Here is a 16,723-nt window from a genome sequence, read left to right on the forward strand (position 1 = left end):
GGGGTATGCGATCAGCTCTGCGCGCCCTTCACGAACTTGGCGGTGGCGAGCTTGCTGAGGGTGCCGAAGTCCTTCTTGGCGGTGGCGGTGTCGGCGAGGTGCAGGAACCGCATCACACCCGTGCCCTGGCGGGCGACGACGAGGTTCGGCTCGATCTTGATGCCGGGGGCGACCTCCAGCGACAACCGGAAGGCGAGTGCCTCCTCGGCTCCCTGCGGGGCGTCGATCTTCTCGACCGACATCTTCATCTTGTTGCCTTCGGCCTCGGTGGTGAAGGCGGGGCAGGCCTCCAGGGCGTCGCCGAGCTTCTTGACGTAGTCGGCGGCGCCGGCGCCGTCGAAGGTCACGACCTCCTGTGCGATCTCGGAGGCGTTGTTGCCCACGGCGAAGTCGCCGGTGGCGCCCTTGGTGGCGCCGGCGATGTCGCCGCCCAGCATGGGGGCGAGCGGCTGGCACTCGGGCTTGTCGACCTTGTAGACGGTCGAGGACTCCTCGTGCTTGGTGGTCTTCCAGCCCGACGGAAGGTCCTTCAGCTCCAGGACGCCCGCCTTCATCTGCGCGGCCGTCAGCGGAGTGGCGGGCGCAGCGGAGGTGGGTGCCGCGGACGTCGTGGCGGCCGGCTTGCCGGCGTCCTTCCTGGCGGCGTCCTTGGCGGCGTCCTTGGTGTCGCCGCCACCGCACGCGGCGACGAGGGAGAGCGCGGAGACGGTCAGGGCGGCGGCCAGGCCGTGGCGGATGCGGGTACGCATGGTGGAGAGAACCCCTTGCAGGTGCGAGAGACATGACTCACCGGCACCGGAGGGAGGGGACGGCCGGATCGCGAGGAGGATATCCGGCTGCTGTGACGTTCCTGTGCCCGGGTCGTCCGTGCCCGGAGCCCGAACGAGCCCTGGTCGGCCCGCGATCGGGAAACGCCACCCCGTGCTACGGCCGGTCGAGGCGGAGCCGGACCGCCTTCGGGAGGCCCGCGACCACCAGGTCGTAGGAGTCCTCGACGAGCTCCCGGACCATGCGGTCCGGGAGTTCACCGACGGCCACCGTGTTCCAGTGGCGCTTGTTCATGTGGTAGCCGGGGGTGACCGCCGGGTACTCCTCGCGGAGCCGGACCGCCTCCTCCGGCTCGCACTTGAGGTTGATCCGCAGAGGCCTGCCGTCGAGCCAGGACAGCGCGAACATCTTCCCGGCGACCTTGAAGACGGAGGTGTCCGGCCCGAAGGGGAACTCCTCCGTCGCGTCGTTGAACTCCAGGCAGAAGGCGCGCAGCTGGTCAGGCGTCATCCCCGGCCCCTTCGGATGTGGCGGGTACGGGCTCCACGAGCACCGTCACGATCTTGTTCCGTCGGCCCGCCGGGGATTCGGCCGTCAGCCGCAGGGAGCGCCCGTCAGGCAGCTCCACGACCGCCTTGGCGCCCGAGATCGGCACGCGACCGAGCGCCTTGGCGAGGAGTCCGCCGACGGTCTCCACGTCCTCGTCGTCGTACTCGTCCGGACCGAATCCGTACAGCTCGCCGAGGTCGCCGATGTCGAGACGGGCGGTGACCCGGTAGCGGTCGTCGCCCAGCTCGTGGACCGGCGGGAGCTCGCGGTCGTACTCGTCGGTGATCTCCCCGACGATCTCCTCCAGGATGTCCTCGATCGTGACGATCCCGGCCGTGCCGCCGTACTCGTCGATGACGACGGCGACGTGGTTGCGCTCCTGCTGCATCTCGCGCAGCAGGTCGCCCGCGTTCTTGGTGTCCGGCACGAAGGCGGCCGCCCGCATCGCCGTGGACACGAGGTCCGCCTCGGCGTCGCGGTTGATGTGCGTCTTGCGGACCAGGTCCTTCAGATACACGATGCCGACGATGTCGTCCTCGTTCTCACCCGTGACGGGAATCCGCGAGAAGCCGGAGCGCAGCGCGAGCGTGAGCGCCTGACGGACCGTCTTGTACCGCTCGATGCAGACGAGGTCGGTGCGCGGCACCATGACCTCCCGTACGAGCGTGTCGCCGAGTTCGAAGACGGAGTGCACCATCCGGCGCTCGTCGTCCTCGATCAGCGACTCCTGCTCGGCCAGGTCGACCATCGCCCGAAGCTCGGCCTCGGAGGCGAAGGGCCCCTTACGGAAGCCCTTGCCGGGCGTGAGCGCGTTGCCGACGAGGATGAGCAGCTGCGGGATCGGGCCCATGACACGGGCCAGCGGCAGCAGGACGTACGCCGAGGCGGTCGCCGTGTTCAGCGGGTGCTGCCGGCCGATGGTGCGGGGCGAGACGCCGACGGCGACGTACGAGACCAGCACCATCACCCCGATGGCGACGAGCAGGGCCTGCCAGGTCTCGGAGAACTCCTCCAGGCAGGCGTACGTGACGAGGACGCCGGCCGCCATCTCGCAGGCGACGCGGACGAGCAGGGCCACGTTGAGGTAGCGGGTCGGGTCGGAGGCGACCTGCGCCAGCTTCTCGGCGCCCCGCCGCCCCGACCGTACGGCCTCGGCGGCGCGGAAGGTGGAGACGCGGGCGATGCCGGCCTCGGCGCAGGCGGCCAGCCAGGCGACGATGACCAGGCCGACGGCGCCGAGGATGAGCGAGGCGTTCATCGGGGGCTCAGGAGACGGTCGGCGCCGGGGAGGGGCCGGTCAGGCCCTTCTCCGCGCGCCAGCCGTCGACGATCGCCGCCTGGAGGCCGAACATCTCGGCCTTCTCGTCCGGCTCCTCGTGGTCGTAGCCCAGCAGGTGCAGCACTCCGTGGACGGTGAGGAGCTGGAGCTCCTCGTCCATGGAGTGCTGCGTCGGCGCGTCCTTGCCCTGCTGGGTGGCGACCTCGGGGCAGAGCACGATGTCGCCGAGGAGGCCCTGCGGGGGCTCCTCGTCGTCCTTCGTCGGCGGGCGCAGCTCGTCCATCGGGAAGGACATGACGTCCGTCGGTCCCGGCAGGTCCATCCACTGGATGTGGAGCTGCTCCATCGCCTCCGCGTCCACGACGATCACCGAGAGCTCGGAGAGCGGGTGGATGCGCATCCGGGCGAGGGCGTAGCGGGCGATGTCGAGGATCGCCTGCTCGTCGACCTCGGTTCCGGACTCGTTGTTGACGTCGATCGACATGGTGCTTCTGCGCTACTTCCCGTTGCGGCTGTCGTACTGCTCGTACGCGTCGACGATACGGCCGACGAGCTTGTGCCGGACGACATCCTGCGACGTGAGCATCGAGAAGTGGACGTCCTGGACTCCGTCGAGGATGTCCCGGACCTGGCGCAGACCGCTCTTCGTACCGCCGGGGAGGTCGACCTGGGTGATGTCACCGGTGATGACGATCTTGGAGTCGAAGCCGAGCCGGGTGAGGAACATCTTCATCTGCTCGGGGTTCGTGTTCTGCGCCTCGTCGAGGATGATGAACGCGTCATTGAGTGTGTTGTGCGTGAGCAGATAGTCCTGCGTGACGTACAGCGAGTCCTCGGCCGCGACCTGGATACAGACCGTCTCCTCGCGTCCCGCGGGCTCGATGGAGTCGATGAACCGCATGGGACGTCCACCACCGCCCGCCGCGTGGTAGGCGTCCCGCTTACGGGCGAGGCGGAAGGGCTCGATGCCCTCGGGGAGACGGATGTCAACAACGTGGGCGTCGTGACGGTGCTTGCCCAGGGCCGTGCCCTGCGGACGCCCCTCGGCCTGACGTCGCCGGGTGTACGCGACACCGCCGAGCGACTGAACGAGGGCGATCACGTCGTCGCGCAGCACGATCGACGCGGCCGAGTACTGGATCCGGCAGGTGCGGTCGGCCTGGGTGACCGGACCGCCGTCGGAATCCAGAAGGCCCTGCAGCACGGCGAGACGGACCTCAGCCGAGTTGTGCAGGTAGTCGTCCGGGACGAACTTGGAGTGGGACCGGGTGCCCAGTAGGTCGAGCTTCCGGAGCATCCCCGTCACGGGGTTCTCGAGTGTGACGACGTCGCCGGGAGCCTTGATCCGGTTCAGGACGTAGTCCGGACCACTCTTCGCCCGCACAGCGATGCCGGGAAGCGCCGCTTCCAGCGCCTCGGCCAATTCGTGGTCTTCACTGGAGAACGAGGGAGTGGTCGAGCCGGTCAGGCAGCCGTCCCCCAGCAGCAGCCCCAGCGCGTACGGGTCCATCGGGACCTCGCGCTCGGGCATGGCCACGGGCGCGGTGAGCAGCGGCAGCTCGTACCTTCGGGCGTGCGCGGCCCGCAGATTGCCGATCATGTCCTGCGTCTCCAGAACCCGCCACGGCTTGTTCCGGCGCGCGTCATCACGCGTCCTGACCGTCCACAGGTGCTCGCCGCAGCACAGCGTCCAGGAACCGTCCTGTGCCGAAACCCGGTAGATGTCCCGCTCGCCCTGCGGGTAGACGCCGAGGACCGGGGTCGGCTCGCCGTTCGAGCCGATGACGAGGTCACCGACCTCCAGGTCGCCGATCGGGCGCCAGCCGTCCGGCGTCAGCACGTTCGTAAAGACGGGCTGGCTGCGGCCCCGCATGTACGCGAGCGGCGCGACCTCGATCGTGCCCGAGGCCATCAGCTTCGGGATCGAGTCCGGGTCGAGCATGTCGTGCAGAGCGTCGTAGAGCGGGCGCAGGTACGGGTCGATCTTCTCGTAGAGCGTGCCGGGCAGGAAGCCGAGCCGCTCGCCCGCCTCGACGGCCGGCCGGGTCAGGATGATCCGGGTGACCTGCTTGGACTGCAGGGCCTGGACCGCCTTGGCCATGGCCAGATACGTCTTGCCGGTGCCCGCGGGACCGATGCCGAAGACGATCGTGTGCTTGTCGATCGCGTCGACGTACCGCTTCTGGTTGAGGGTCTTGGGGCGGATGGTGCGTCCGCGGCTGGAGAGGATGTTCTGCGTGAGCACCTCGGCCGGGCTCTCCTGGCCGTCCTCCGCATTGCCGTTCTCGCTCGCCCTGAGCATGGCGATCGAGCGTTCCACTGCGTCCTCCGTCATCGGCTGTCCGGTGCGGAGCACCAGCATCATCTCGTCGAACAGTCGCTGGATGAGAGCGACTTCCGTCGCCTCGCCCACTGCGCTGACCTGGTTGCCCCGGACATGGATGTCGGCCTTCGGGAACGCCTTCTCGATCACACGCAGGAGTGCGTCACCGGAGCCGAGAACGGTCACCATCGGATGCTTGGCGGGGACGGTGAAGTGGGCGCGGGCCTCGCCCGGCGCGCCCTTGGGTGCTGTGGGTGTCTGAGTCATGGGCCGGCACTGTGGCCTGCACATACCTCCCGTTGCAGGGTTCTCGCTGCTCGACAACCTCTGGGATACCAAGCCTACGACCTGTCACTGACATGGCCGAAGGCTTTTACGGGTGGGCCGCTCTGAACCCGATCGTCGGGACCGCGCGGCGCAGGGGCCAGGGCCGGGTCGCGGCAGGGAGCAGCCGCTCCAGGAAGGCGTACCGGTCACGCAGGGCCTCCGGGTCCTGACAGGCGTGCTCCTGGACGTGCTCCCACCAGGTGGCGACCTCCCCCCAGCCGGGCGCGGAGAGCGAGCCGCCGAACTCCTGGACGGAGAGCGCGGCGATCAGCCCGGCGAAGGCCAGCCGGTCGGCGAGGGGCCAGTCCGCGAGCGTGCCGGTGACGAAACCTGCGACGAAGACGTCGCCGGCGCCGGTCGGGTCGAGGGCGGAGACCTCGATGGCCGGCACCTCCGCGGTCTCGCCGGTGGCGCCGTCGACCGCGTACGCGCCCTCCGCGCCGAGGGTGACCACGGCGTAGCGGACCTTGTCGGCGAGCGCGCGGGCGGCGGCCCTCGGGCAGTCGGTGCGGGTGTAGCGCATGGCCTCCTGGGCGTTGGGCAGGAAGGCCTCGCAGTGCTCCAGGTCGGTCAGGCCGTTGAGGTCCCAGCGGCCGGTATCGTCCCAGCCGACGTCGGCGAAGACCCGCGCGCCGCCCCGCGCGGCCTGGGCGACCCACTCCTCCTCGCGGCCCGGTGCGAGCGAGGCGACGGCGGCCCGGGCGTGCGGCGGGTAGGCGGGCAGGGCGCCGTCCAGGGGCGGGGCCTCGTGACCGTGGGAGACCATCGTGCGCTCGCCCTCGTACGCCATGGAGACGGTGACCGGGGAGTGCCAGCCGGGCACGGTGCGGGAGAGCGAGAGGTCGATGCCCTCGCCCTGCTCCAGGGCGTCCCAGCAGTACTCGCCGTAGTGGTCGTCCCCGAAGGCGGCGGCGAGCGAGGTGCGCAGGCCGAGGCGGGCGAGGGCGGTGGCCATGTTGGCGACGCCGCCGGGGCTGGAGCCCATACCCCTGGCCCAGGACTCGGTGCCGCGCACGGGTGCGCAGTCGAGGCCGGTGAAGATGATGTCGAGGAAGACCGTGCCGGTGAGGAAGACGTCACAGGCGGGGTCGGTGGGCTCGCGCAGACGCACCAACGGGTCGACTCCCGCGTCGCGTTGCTGGTCTCCCCTTGCTGTGGTCACGGCAGGCTCCCCGAACGTGGTGCGGATCAGGTCAAGTGTGCCCGACGGGGCCCGAGTGACGGGTGCGGCGAGATGAAAAAACGGGCGCGCCTACCCGGGGAATCAGACCCCAAACCCATAGTGACCCAGATCACACCCTGAATGCGGGGTTTCCCTCCCTTTCGGGCTTCTGCGAGCCCCGCCCGCTTGATAGATATGTCCCGCGAACCCGTGCAACACCGGGCGCCCCTCCTCTACCTCCCCGTTCCCTGGAACACCCATGTCGTCGCGCCCGCGTGCCCTGGGGCCCCTTGTCGCCCTGTTCACGGTCGGTTATCTCGCTCCCTACCTGCTCCCGACCGTCGTCGGCAGACTCTCCGCCGGGCTCGGCCTCACCCCGGCCCAGGCGGGCCTGGTCGGCTCGGTGCTGCTTCTCTCCTCCGCCTCGGCCGGCTTCACGCTGGCCGCGCGCGTGGAACGGCTCGGCCCGCGCCGGGCGGCCCGCATCGGCCTCCTCGCCATGATCGTCGGCTACGGCTCGGCGGCGCTGACCACGAGCGTTCCGCAGGTGGTCGGCGGCGCGGTGGTGGGCGGCTTCGGCTCCGGTACGACCCTGGCGGTGGCCGCGTCGGGTATCGCGGCCCAGCGGGACCCGCACCGGGCCTCGACGCTCGGCCTGCTCTCGGTCTCGGCGACGGCCGGCGCGCTCTATCTCTCACTCCCCCACCTCGGCGGCGGCCACGCGCTGGCGTTCGCGTCCATCGCCATGGCGGCGGCGCTGGTCTGGCCGCTGACGCGCGGCCTGGCGGGCGGCATGGGCGGCCTGGCGGGAGGGGCGGGACGCCCGGCCCCGGGGCCGGGCCGGGGCGGGGGATCCCCGCTCCCCCACCGGCGCTCCGGTCTCGTCCTCGCCGGGGCGATCCTGTGCTGGTCCATGGCGCAGAACGCCCTGTGGGGTGTGAGCGGCCGGATCGGACTCACCCAGGCCGGGCTGAGCGAGGTGACCGTCGGCGCCGTCTTCGCGGTGGCGCTGGGGGCCGGGCTCGCCGGCGTCACCGCCGCGGGGGCGCTCGGCTCGCGGATCGGCCGGGCCGCGCCGGTCGGGGCGGGCACGGCGATCATCGCCGGGTGCGTACTGGTCAGCTCGCGTGCGGAGAACCTGGCCGCCTTCGCGACCGGCGAGATCCTCTGGAACATCCTCTACCCGGTGGTCCTGTCGTATCTGCTCGGTCTCGCCGCATCCCTGGACCCGCGCGGCCGCTGGGCCGTGCTGGTGGGCTCGGCGTCCGCCCTGGGCGCGGCCTGCGGCCCGGTCACCGGCAGCGTCCTGTCCGAGCAGGCCGGATACCCGGGCATGGGCCTGGTCCTGTGCGTCCTGCTCCTGCTGGTCGCGGTCCCGATGACGGCGGTCGCACTGCACACCTCCGGCCGCCCGCTGGTCCCCGGCTCCGTGCGCCGTCGCGGCGGCGCCCCGGCGGCGGTGCTCGCGGGCACGACGACCGCCGCGACGGGCCCGGTGCCGCAGATGGGCGCGCCCGAGCAGGAGGTCACCGAGATCCCGGTCCCCGCCCGCCGCCGCGCAGACCGCCGGTCCTTCCGTCTGGCCCGCCCGGGCGACCGCGGTTAGACCCACGGTGGGACCCGCCCGACCCGCTCCCGCGGGTCCGTCGCGGACTGGAGCCGGGCGAACGGCGCGGCCGTCCGCCCATGGCCGGGACTGTCACCGCGGCGTCGGCCAGAGCCACGCCTTCCGCCTCGTGGGACGCGGCCGGGCGGGCGCGGGGCCGTCGCCCGGCGCGCCTCCGTTCCAGGCCGCAGGCCTCACTCCGCAGGCCTCACCCTGTACGCCTCACCCCGTACGCCTCACTCCGCGTCGAAGTCGTACGCCTCGACCTCGGCCACGTACCGCGCCCTGCGGTCCTCGTCGTCGTCCAGGAACGACGCCTCGAAGGAGTTGCGGGCGAGCGTCCGCAGCTGCTCCCGGTCCAGCCCCAGCGCACCCCGCACCGCGTCGAACGTGTCGCCCACGTAGCCGCCGAAGTACGCCGGGTCGTCCGAGTTGACCGTAGCCATCAGACCCGCGCCCAGCATCGAGGCCAGGGGGTGGTCCTCCAGGACGTCGATCGCCCGCAGGCGTACGTTCGACAGCGGGCAGAGCGTGAGCGGCACCCGCTCCCGCACGAGGCGTGACACCAGCTCCGGGTCCTCCATGCAGCGCAGACCGTGGTCGATCCGCTCCACGCCGAGGACGTCCAGCGCCTCCCGGATGTACGCCGGCGGGCCCTCCTCGCCCGCGTGGGCGACCTTGCGCAGACCGAGCGCCTCCGCAGCCGCGAACACCTCGCGGAACTTCGACGGCGGATGGCCCACCTCCGCCGAGTCCAGGCCGACGCCCGTGATCCGGTGCAGATACGGCCGCGCGGCCTCCAGCGTCGCCATCGCCGACTCCGCGGACTCGTCTCGCAGGAAGCACATGATCAACCGCGTCGAGACACCGTGCCGCTCCTCAGCCCCGTCGAGCGCGCGGGCCAGGCCCTCGATCACGGTGCCGATCGGGATCCCGCGAGCGGTGTGCGCCTGTGGGTCGAAGAAGATCTCGGCGTGCCGCACCCCCTGCGCCGCGGCCCGCGCCAGATACGCGTCGGCCAGCTCGGTGAAGTCCTCGGCCGTGTGGAGCACGGCCATCAGCCCGTAGTACAGGTCGAGGAAGGACTGCAGATCGCTGAAGAGGTACGCCTTGCGCAGCTCCTCGGTGTCCGCGTACGGCAGGGTGACGCCGTTGCGCGCGGCGAGCGCGAACGCCAGCTCGGGTTCGAGGGTGCCTTCGATGTGGAGGTGGAGTTCGGCCTTGGGGAGGGGCATGCATCTATCTTTTCGGTAGGGGGACCCTCATGAGGTCCTGGGCGATGCTCAGCTCGCCGTCGAACCCGGCCGCGCGCGCCTGCCGTTCGAACTCGGCGGGATCGCCGTACCGCTGCGAGAAGTGGGTCAGGACGAGGTGCCGCACCCCCGCCTCGCGCGCGACGGCGGCGGCCTGTCCGGCCGTCAGATGGCCGTGGTCGGTGGCGAGCCGGACGTCCTCGTCGAGGAAGGTCGACTCGATGACGAGCATGTCGGCGCCCTCGGCGAGCGCGTGCACGCCGTCACAGAGCCGGGTGTCCATGACGAACGCGAACCGCTGCCCGCGCCGGACCTCGCTGACCTCGTCCAGCGTCACGCCGTCCAGGACGCCCTCGCGCTGGATCCGGCCGACGTCCGGGCCCTTGATGCCGTGCGCGGCGAGCCGCTCGGGCAGGATGCGGCGCCCGTCGGGCTCCGTGATCCGGTAGCCGTACGACTCCATCGGGTGCGAGAGCAGGTACGCGTCGAGGGTGTACGAGTCGGTCACCGCGAGGGGCCCGTCGGCGGCCACCGGGGCCTCCGTCAGCTTCACCGTCTCGCGGTAGGCCGTCGCGTACCGCAGCCGCTCGAAGAACCGCTGCCCGCTCGCCGGATAGTGCGCGGCGACCGGGTGCGGGACCTGGTCGAGGTTGATCCGCTGGATCACCCCGGCCAGACCGAGCGAGTGGTCGCCGTGGAAGTGCGTGACGCAGATCCGGTCGATGTCGTGCGCGGCGACCCCGGCCCGGAGCATCTGGCGCTGGGTGCCCTCGCCGGGATCGAACAGGATGCCCTGGCCGTCCCAGCGCAGCAGATAGCCGTTGTGGTTGCGGTGCCGGGTCGGGACCTGGCTGGCGGTCCCGAGCACGACGAGTTCACGTACGGACACGTCTTATCCGGGGGGCCAGTTGAGGCCGCGGCCGCCGAGGACGTGCGCGTGGGCGTGGAAGACGGTCTGGCCCGCGCCGGCCCCGGTGTTGAAGATGATGCGGAAGCCGGTGCCGTCGACCTTCTCCTGCGCGGCGATCTCGCCGGCCTCGCGCAGCACGTCCGCGGCGATGGCCGGCGCGGCGGCGGCGAGGCTGGCGGCGTCGGGGTAGTGGACGCGCGGGATGACGAGGACGTGCGTCGGCGCCTGCGGGTTGATGTCCCGGAAGGCGAGGGTGGTCTCCGTCTCGCGCACGATCGTCGCCGGAACCTCCCCGTCCGCGATCTTGCAGAACAGGCAGTCGCTCTGCGGCTCTCCGGCCATGGCCCGGGCCTCCTCGCCTCGGAAGATCAGATACTCCGGCATCGTATCGGCCGCGTCACCGACCGCGCTCGGGTCCGGGGGCGCGACGCCGCAGGGCGGAGCGACTGACCCAGTAGGTGATGATCAGGATCCAGAACAGCGGATAGCCGAGTCCACCGACGACGGACGCGTCGAGCGTCACCATGGCCGTCGACACCGCCGAGTGGAGCCCGAGCAGTCCGACGGCGATCGCCATGGCGAGCACGGGCCGGCTGCTTCGCGCCACGAGGAGCAGCGGGCGGCGCAGCCGCGGCGGTACGCGCCGGGTGATCCACAGCGCCCAGCCCGCCCAGCCGCCGACGAGGAGGACCGCGCCGATCAGGTAGGGAACCAGGGCGTCGCCCCCCGACCCGCCGGTGCGGAGCGGCGCGGTGCCGAAGGCGGTGGCGAGGAAGCCTGCCAGGGCCACCCAGCGGGCTCCCGCGGCGGTGCCCCAGGCCATGGTCTCCAGGTTGTAGCGGGCCTGGCGGTCGTGTATGTCAAGCGCCGCCGACTCGACGAAGCCCTCGGCGGCCTTCGTCCACGCCCCCGGGCGGAACCAGCGGCGGCGCAGATGCAGCAGGGAGAGGTTGTTGTGCGCCTCGCTGCTCTCCGGATCGAGGCGCAGCGCCGTCTCGTAGGCCTGCCGGGCGACGCGGTGGTTGCCGGTGCGCTGGGCGGTGAGGCCGACGAGGAAGTGCGCGTCGCTCTCCTCGGGGGCGAGCGCGACGGCGGTCCGGGCCGCTTCGTACGCCTCGCGCCGGCGCTCGACGCGGACGGACCGGTCGAGGACGGTGCCGAGGGCGTAGTGGCTGCCCCAGTACTGCGGCGCGAGTTCGACGGCATACCGGGCGGACCGTTCCGCCTCCTCGTACTGCTTCAGCGCGAGCAGTACATGGGTGCGCATCAGCCAGGCCGGCAGCGAGTCCGGTTCGGCGAGCAGGGCCGCCTCGACCGAATCGAAGGCCTCCTCTTCGCGGCCCAGCCGGTGCCGGCAGCGGGCCAGCAGGACCAGCGCGGCGGCGTCCTGCGGGTCGGTGGCCAGATGCTGCGCCGCGAGGGCGGCGGCCTGCTCGTACCGTCCCACGTCGAAGAGGGCATCGGCCCTGTCCAGGGTGGGGTTCATCAGACCTTGTTCCGGTCATGGGTGATGCTGAGCAGGTTCGGTACGAGTCCCACCCAGAACAGGACCTGGGGGATCGTGCGGTCGGTCCACGGCGCGAGGAGCATCACCAGGGCGCAGAGCGTCGCGAGGGTGGCCTGCGCGAGGACGACCCGGGGCCAGAACAGCCGCCGCACGAGCGCGCGTACGGTGAGCTGGGCGCCGGTGCGCATCCGCCGGTAGCGGCGCAGGGCGCCGAAGCCCCACACCGCCGCCATCAGCGCGAGCGCCCAGAGCCGGGTGCCGAGGTCGACGGGGAGTTCCTTCGGCTCCTCGCCGTCCGTCGGGAAGATGTCGAGGGTGACACCCGCCATGACCAGGCAGAGCAGCGCGAGCCAGCGGGTCCCCCGCAGCATCCGGTAGACGGCCCTGTCGAGGTCCCTGCGCAGCCAGTTGGAGTCGGGGGCGGCGGCGAGACCGCCGGCGTACAGGTCGGCGGCCTGCGCGACGGAGGTGCCGGGCTTGGCGGCCTCGTCCTCGGTGGCCATCGTCACGGCGAGGGTGTTGGTGGGATCGATGCGCAGCAGCTGCCGGACGGCCTCGTCGGCGAGGTCGGGGCGCCGGTTGAAGAGTGCGAGCTTGTACAGGGCCTCCCACGCGCGGGGCTCGTCCGGTCCGAGCCGGACGGCCTCCTGTGCCTCCGCGAGCCCTTCGACGACCGCCGCCGCGTCGCCTCCGGGGAACCGGTCTCTCACGAAGGGCATCAGCTCGGCGCGCACGGCACGCGGCGCCCAGTAGTGCGGGTCGAGACGGATGGTCTCCCGCATCGCCTCCTCGGCGTCGTGGGGCCGCCCCGCCCGGCGCAGCGCGACGCCGCGGATGTAGTGCCCGTAGGCGAAGTCGGGTGCGTGGGTCAGCGCCGCGTCGGCGGCGGCGAGGCCCTCGGCGGGCCGCTCCTCGGCGATGAGGCAGCGCGCGAGCAGCACCAGGGCGTGGTGGTCGTCGGGTGCCTCGGCGATGCACCGGGCGACCCGTTCCCGGCTCTCGCCGTACCGGCCCATGCCGTACAGCAGTTCAGCCTGTTCGAACTGCGGGTGCTTCACGCTCACAGCTTCCGCTTCTTCTTCAGATAGGCGACCAGGTCGTCGTACATCCCGCCGTCGTTGGCGAACATCGCCACGTTGCGGGCGGAGGCGAACCAGGACTCGCTCGACGGCTTGAGCTGCTTCGCCGCACCCAGCAGGTCCTTCATGTTGATCATGCGTACGGTTCCGGTGCGGGCGGAGTCGAGGAGGGCGGACTCGGCGGCCGTCTCGCAGAGATGGGCGAGGTCGGCGCCGGAGAAGTCCTCGGTGACCCTGACGAGCTTGCCGAGGTCGACCGACTCGATGGGGCGCTCGCGCAGGTGGTAGCGGAGGATCGCCTCGCGGGCCGGAGCGTCGGGCGGCAGCACGAGCAGGGTCCGGTCGAGGCGGCCGGGGCGGCGCAGCGCGAGGTCCACGTCCCAGGGGACGTTGGTGGCGGCGAGGACGAAGACGCCCTCGTTCTCGGCCCCGTCGACGCCGTCGAGCTCGGTGAGGAGCTGGTTGACGACGTTGCGCAGCCCGCTGTGGTGGGTACGGGAGCGCTTGGCGCCGAGGGCGTCCAGCTCGTCGAGGAAGACGACACAGGGGGCCTGGGCGCGGGCGGTCTCGAAGATGTCGTGGACGTTCTTCTCGGACGTGCCGATGTACATGTCGAGGATGTCGGAGAGCGAGATCGACATGAAGCTCGCGCCGAGTTCGCCGGCGACGGCGCGGGCGATGAAGGTCTTGCCGCAGCCGGGCGGCCCGTAGAGGAGCAGGCCGCCGCGCAGGGACTTGCCGTACAGCTTGCGGAGTTCGGGGTTGCGCATGGGGGCGAGGAAGGCGGCCTCCAGGCGGTCCTTGACCTCCTGCATGCCGCCGACGTCGGCGAGGCGTACGGAGCCGGGGGCGTCGACGTCCCAGGCCGAGGCGTCCCCGGGGTCTCCGCCGCCGTCGGAGGTGAGCGGCTGCTCCAGGTCACCGCCGGTGGCGCCACCGCTCGCGCTCTCGACGAACCGCGGCCCGACGAGGTCCCCGACCTCCTGCTCGGCCGCGTCCCAGTCGAAGGAGGAAGACCGGCCGGGGGCGGCATCGGCCGCAGGGGCGGCGGGGGCGGCGGGGGCAGCGGGGGCTGCGGGGGCTGCGGGGTCCTCGGGGGCTGCGGCGCCTGCCGGAGTCACCGGGGCCACCGGGGCGGCGGCGACCGGAGGGGCCGCAGCGGCCGGAGGGGCTGCCGGGGCAGCGGGACCCCCGGGGCCTGCCGGGGCCGCGGGGCCCTCCGGGGCCGATGCGGTAGCCGGGGCCGAAGCGGGCGCGGCGGGCAGGCCCATCGCGCGGAGCATCAGCGCACGCGCCGCCTCGTCACCCGGCGCGCGCTGGAGCGCGACGGCGGCCTCGGTGACGGCCTCGTCGCCGCGCCCCTCGGCGAGGAGCAGTTCGGCGAAGTGGAGCCGCAGGGGCACGTCTTCGGGCGCGGCGGCGACCGCGGCGCGCAGACTACGGATCAGAGGAGACTCGTCGGACATGCGGTCACCCTATGAACCGGCCCGCCCCACGCGCCCACCGGGTTCCCTGAATCCCGGTTGCCGCACCACCGGGTTGCCCGCCTACCGTGGGCGCATGGGGCGACGAGAACGCGTACCGCGCAGGCTGACGGTGGACGGGACGGTCTGGCTCTGGTCGGTCGGGCACCTGCACCCGCCCTGCCGGGAACTGCTGACGCTGCGCCGCGCCGACACCCCGCACGCCCAACTGCGCCTGGTCTTCCAGGAGGGCCCGGGCCGTGTGACGCGGGGCGGGTACATGGGCGCGGGCCAGGTCGCGGACACCGGGGACGGCCACCTCAACCTCAACGAGCCCGGGGTGGTACGCCGTTTCCTCGACGAGGCCACGGCGCGCGCCCTCCTCCCGACGGCCCACGGCCTGCACGAGACGGACGGCTGGCCCCTCTTCGACGCGCTGGTGACGGCGGGCCGCCAGGAGCGGGCGAACGTGGCCGATGAGGGCCTGTCCGACGGATCAGGCCGGATCAGGGAGCGGCGGCATGGGGTGGTCCCCTGCTCGCGCGCTCCGAAGGACAGGCCCTAGCTCCAGCGGCCCGTGCGGCCGAGGAGCAGCGCCGTGGCCGCCGTACCGGCGGTGGAGGTGCGGAGCACGCTGCGGCCCAGTCGGTACGGCTTCGCACCCGCCGCCTCGAAGACGGCCAACTCCTCCGGGGCCACGCCCCCTTCGGGTCCGACGACGAGCACGATCTCACCCTCGGCGGGCAGTTCGGCGTCGGCGAGCGCGCCGCTCGGGTGGTCCCGGTCCTCGTGCAGCACGGCGGCGAGGTCGGCGCCCGCGAGGAGCGCCGCGACCTGCTTGGTGGTCATCGCGTCGGTGACCTCGGGGAAGCGCGTACGACGGGACTGCTTGCCGGCCTCGCGCGCGGTGGCCCGCCACTTGGCGAGGGCCTTGAGCCCGCGGTCGCCCTTCCACTGGGTGATGCAGCGGGACGCGGCCCACGGCACGATCGCGTCGACCCCGGTCTCCGTCATGATCTCGACGGCCAGTTCGCCCCGGTCGCCCTTGGGCAGTGCCTGGACGACGGTGATACGGGGCGCGGGCGCGGCCTCCTCGTACCTGCCGGAGACCTGGACGGTCAGCTGGTCCTTGCCCTCGGCGCCGAGTACCACGCATTCGGCCCAGGTACCCCGCCCGTCGGTGAGGACGACGTCCTCACCGGCGCGCAGCCGCTTCACGGAGACGGCGTGACGGCCCTCGGGGCCGTCGAGGAGGAAGGGGCCGTTGCCGGGGACGGCCTCGACGACGAAGACGGGTGCGGTCATGAGGCGTTGCTCCTGTGGGCCTGCGCGGTGAGTGCGGTGTCGAGTTCGGCGGCCAGCACCTCCACGAGCCGGCCCGCGGGGAGTTCGCGGGCCAGCCGGTGCCCCTGGCCGGCCCACAGGGCCATGCCCTGCGCGTCGCCCGCGGTGACGGCGGCCTTGCGGACGGGGGCGGTGAGGTGGTGGACCTCGGGATAGGCGGCGGGGGCGTACGGTCCGTGCTCGCGCATGAAGCGGTTGACGAGCCCGCGGGCCGGACGGCCGGAGAAGGCCCGGGTCAGCTCGGTGCGGACGAAGAGGGGGTTGGTCAGGGCCTGCTTGTGCAGCGCGTGCGCGCCCGACTCGGGGCACACGAGGAACGCGGTGCCGAGCTGGGCGGCGTCGGCACCGGCGGCGAGGACCGCGGCGATCTGCGCGCCGCGCATGATCCCGCCGGCCGCGACGATCGGCAGCTGCACGGCCTCCCGCACCTGGGTGACGAGCGTGAGGAGCCCGGTCCCCGCGAGCGCGGCGTCCGGGTCGTCGCGGTGCGTGCCCTGGTGCCCTCCGGCCTCCACGCCCTGCACGCAGACGGCGTCGGCCCCGGCACGCTGGGCCGCCTGGGCCTCGTCGGCGGAGGTGACGGTGACGATCGTGTACGTACCGGCACGGGCGAAGGCGTCGAACGTGTCCCGGTCGGGGCAGCCGAAGGTGAACGAGACCACGGGGACCGGGTCTTCGAGCAGGATCGCGAGCTTGGCGTCGTACGCGTCGTCGCGCCCGTTGTCTGGGTCGCCGAGGGCCGTCTCGTACCAGGTGACCTCCCCGGCGAGCTGGTGCCGGTACACCTCGACGGCGGCCGGGTCGGCGGGCTGCCCGCCGGGCGGCATGAAGAGGTTGACGCCGAAGGGCCCCCCGGTCAGCCCGCGCACCTGCTTGATCTCCCGGTACAGCCCGTCGGCGGTCTTGTACCCCCCGGCGAGGAACCCCAGCCCGCCGGCGGCGCACACGGCTCCGACGAGCTCCGGGCAGGACGCGCCACCCGCCATGGGGGCCTGCACGATCGGGTATCGGGAGAGATCGTTCAGCGCGGTGGACATGCAGGCATCGTGTCATACGGAAGGGGGGGGGGGGGGGGGGGGGGGGGGGGGCCCCCCCCCCCGAAAAAAAAACAACACAACAACCGCGTGGGGGCAAGGTCCCCACCCCCTCCCAC

16 protein-coding genes are annotated in these 16,723 nt (G+C 72.3%); 2 read left to right on the forward strand and 14 right to left on the reverse strand.

Annotated features, from left to right (window positions below; genetic code table 11):
- Positions 1 to 11: 11 nt before the first annotated feature.
- The 6 genes from ACFUJR_RS30440 to ACFUJR_RS30465 form a co-directional block, all read right to left on the reverse strand.
- Entirely contained in the window at positions 12 to 749 is a 738-nt protein-coding gene (locus ACFUJR_RS30440) for a hypothetical protein (RefSeq protein ID WP_383171741.1), read from the reverse strand.
- A gap of 175 nt (positions 750 to 924) precedes the next feature.
- Entirely contained in the window at positions 925 to 1,278 is a 354-nt protein-coding gene (locus ACFUJR_RS30445; RefSeq protein WP_383171743.1) for an MmcQ/YjbR family DNA-binding protein, read from the reverse strand.
- Positions 1,268 to 2,575 carry a hemolysin family protein gene (locus ACFUJR_RS30450; RefSeq protein WP_383171745.1) on the reverse strand — a complete coding sequence of 436 codons (1,308 nt, stop codon included), beginning with the start codon at positions 2,573 to 2,575 and terminating at the stop codon, positions 1,268 to 1,270. The genes ACFUJR_RS30445 and ACFUJR_RS30450 overlap by 11 nt, the downstream gene beginning before the upstream one ends.
- A gap of 7 nt (positions 2,576 to 2,582) precedes the next feature.
- Positions 2,583 to 3,080 carry an rRNA maturation RNase YbeY gene (gene ybeY / locus ACFUJR_RS30455; RefSeq protein WP_352187910.1) on the reverse strand — a complete coding sequence of 166 codons (498 nt, stop codon included), beginning with the start codon at positions 3,078 to 3,080 and terminating at the stop codon, positions 2,583 to 2,585.
- 12 nt (positions 3,081 to 3,092) lie between these two features.
- On the reverse strand, positions 3,093 to 5,186 hold the full coding sequence (locus tag ACFUJR_RS30460) for a PhoH family protein (protein ID WP_383171747.1): 2,094 nt from the start codon (positions 5,184 to 5,186) through the stop codon (positions 3,093 to 3,095).
- A gap of 106 nt (positions 5,187 to 5,292) precedes the next feature.
- The gene (locus ACFUJR_RS30465; protein ID WP_383171749.1) at positions 5,293 to 6,408 is read right to left on the reverse strand and encodes a PfkB family carbohydrate kinase; all 1,116 of its coding nucleotides are present in this window, start codon (positions 6,406 to 6,408) and stop codon (positions 5,293 to 5,295) included.
- 259 nt (positions 6,409 to 6,667) lie between these two features.
- Between ACFUJR_RS30465 and ACFUJR_RS30470 the strand changes: the two genes are divergently transcribed.
- Complete coding sequence (locus tag ACFUJR_RS30470; protein ID WP_383171751.1) at positions 6,668 to 8,014, forward strand: MFS transporter; 1,347 nt, start codon at positions 6,668 to 6,670, stop codon at positions 8,012 to 8,014.
- A gap of 236 nt (positions 8,015 to 8,250) precedes the next feature.
- On the opposite strand, the gene ACFUJR_RS30475 is transcribed toward ACFUJR_RS30470, so the two are convergent.
- The 6 genes from ACFUJR_RS30475 to ACFUJR_RS30500 are packed head-to-tail and all read right to left on the reverse strand — an operon-like array spanning position 8,251 to position 14,229.
- Positions 8,251 to 9,249 carry an adenosine deaminase gene (locus ACFUJR_RS30475; RefSeq protein ID WP_383171753.1) on the reverse strand — a complete coding sequence of 333 codons (999 nt, stop codon included), beginning with the start codon at positions 9,247 to 9,249 and terminating at the stop codon, positions 8,251 to 8,253.
- 4 nt (positions 9,250 to 9,253) lie between these two features.
- Positions 9,254 to 10,156, reverse strand: a complete 903-nt coding sequence (locus tag ACFUJR_RS30480) for a ribonuclease Z (protein ID WP_383171755.1) — start codon at positions 10,154 to 10,156, stop codon at positions 9,254 to 9,256.
- Positions 10,157 to 10,159: 3 nt separating this feature from the next.
- On the reverse strand, positions 10,160 to 10,519 hold the full coding sequence (locus tag ACFUJR_RS30485; protein ID WP_383171757.1) for a histidine triad nucleotide-binding protein: 360 nt from the start codon (positions 10,517 to 10,519) through the stop codon (positions 10,160 to 10,162).
- A gap of 55 nt (positions 10,520 to 10,574) precedes the next feature.
- Complete coding sequence (locus tag ACFUJR_RS30490; RefSeq protein ID WP_383171759.1) at positions 10,575 to 11,663, reverse strand: tetratricopeptide repeat protein; 1,089 nt, start codon at positions 11,661 to 11,663, stop codon at positions 10,575 to 10,577.
- Positions 11,663 to 12,748, reverse strand: a complete 1,086-nt coding sequence (locus tag ACFUJR_RS30495; RefSeq protein WP_383171761.1) for a tetratricopeptide repeat protein — start codon at positions 12,746 to 12,748, stop codon at positions 11,663 to 11,665. Before ACFUJR_RS30495 ends, ACFUJR_RS30490 begins: the two co-directional genes overlap by 1 nt.
- Positions 12,745 to 14,229: a tetratricopeptide repeat protein gene (locus tag ACFUJR_RS30500; protein WP_383171763.1), complete on the reverse strand. Its 1,485-nt coding sequence runs from the start codon at positions 14,227 to 14,229 to the stop codon at positions 12,745 to 12,747. Before ACFUJR_RS30500 ends, ACFUJR_RS30495 begins: the two co-directional genes overlap by 4 nt.
- A gap of 94 nt (positions 14,230 to 14,323) precedes the next feature.
- Between ACFUJR_RS30500 and ACFUJR_RS30505 the strand changes: the two genes are divergently transcribed.
- Positions 14,324 to 14,791 (forward strand): hypothetical protein, encoded by a 468-nt coding sequence (locus tag ACFUJR_RS30505; protein ID WP_383171765.1) that lies wholly within the window; start codon positions 14,324 to 14,326, stop codon positions 14,789 to 14,791.
- On the opposite strand, the gene ACFUJR_RS30510 is transcribed toward ACFUJR_RS30505, so the two are convergent.
- On the reverse strand, positions 14,788 to 15,531 hold the full coding sequence (locus tag ACFUJR_RS30510; protein ID WP_383171767.1) for a 16S rRNA (uracil(1498)-N(3))-methyltransferase: 744 nt from the start codon (positions 15,529 to 15,531) through the stop codon (positions 14,788 to 14,790). The two genes, ACFUJR_RS30505 and ACFUJR_RS30510, sit on opposite strands and share 4 nt — an antisense overlap.
- A complete protein-coding gene (locus tag ACFUJR_RS30515; RefSeq protein WP_383171769.1) occupies positions 15,528 to 16,607 on the reverse strand; it encodes a nitronate monooxygenase in 1,080 nt (359 codons plus the stop codon). Before ACFUJR_RS30515 ends, ACFUJR_RS30510 begins: the two co-directional genes overlap by 4 nt.
- Between the last annotated feature and the right edge of the window lie 116 nt (positions 16,608 to 16,723).

Source organism: Streptomyces sp. NPDC057271 (assembly GCF_042668715.1).
GTDB lineage: Bacteria > Actinomycetota > Actinomycetes > Streptomycetales > Streptomycetaceae > Streptomyces.

Coding starts and splice junctions, on each gene's coding strand:
- ACFUJR_RS30440 (WP_383171741.1), bottom strand. CDS start 749: ATGCGTACCCGCATCCGCCACGGCCTGGCCGCCGCCCTGACCGTCTCC.
- ACFUJR_RS30445 (WP_383171743.1), bottom strand. CDS start 1,278: ATGACGCCTGACCAGCTGCGCGCCTTCTGCCTGGAGTTCAACGACGCG.
- ACFUJR_RS30450 (WP_383171745.1), bottom strand. CDS start 2,575: ATGAACGCCTCGCTCATCCTCGGCGCCGTCGGCCTGGTCATCGTCGCC.
- ybeY (WP_352187910.1), bottom strand. CDS start 3,080: ATGTCGATCGACGTCAACAACGAGTCCGGAACCGAGGTCGACGAGCAG.
- ACFUJR_RS30460 (WP_383171747.1), bottom strand. CDS start 5,186: ATGACTCAGACACCCACAGCACCCAAGGGCGCGCCGGGCGAGGCCCGC.
- ACFUJR_RS30470 (WP_383171751.1), top strand. CDS start 6,668: ATGTCGTCGCGCCCGCGTGCCCTGGGGCCCCTTGTCGCCCTGTTCACG.
- ACFUJR_RS30475 (WP_383171753.1), bottom strand. CDS start 9,249: ATGCCCCTCCCCAAGGCCGAACTCCACCTCCACATCGAAGGCACCCTC.
- ACFUJR_RS30485 (WP_383171757.1), bottom strand. CDS start 10,519: ATGGCCGGAGAGCCGCAGAGCGACTGCCTGTTCTGCAAGATCGCGGAC.
- ACFUJR_RS30490 (WP_383171759.1), bottom strand. CDS start 11,663: ATGAACCCCACCCTGGACAGGGCCGATGCCCTCTTCGACGTGGGACGG.
- ACFUJR_RS30500 (WP_383171763.1), bottom strand. CDS start 14,229: ATGTCCGACGAGTCTCCTCTGATCCGTAGTCTGCGCGCCGCGGTCGCC.
- ACFUJR_RS30505 (WP_383171765.1), top strand. CDS start 14,324: ATGGGGCGACGAGAACGCGTACCGCGCAGGCTGACGGTGGACGGGACG.
- ACFUJR_RS30510 (WP_383171767.1), bottom strand. CDS start 15,531: ATGACCGCACCCGTCTTCGTCGTCGAGGCCGTCCCCGGCAACGGCCCC.
- ACFUJR_RS30515 (WP_383171769.1), bottom strand. CDS start 16,607: ATGTCCACCGCGCTGAACGATCTCTCCCGATACCCGATCGTGCAGGCC.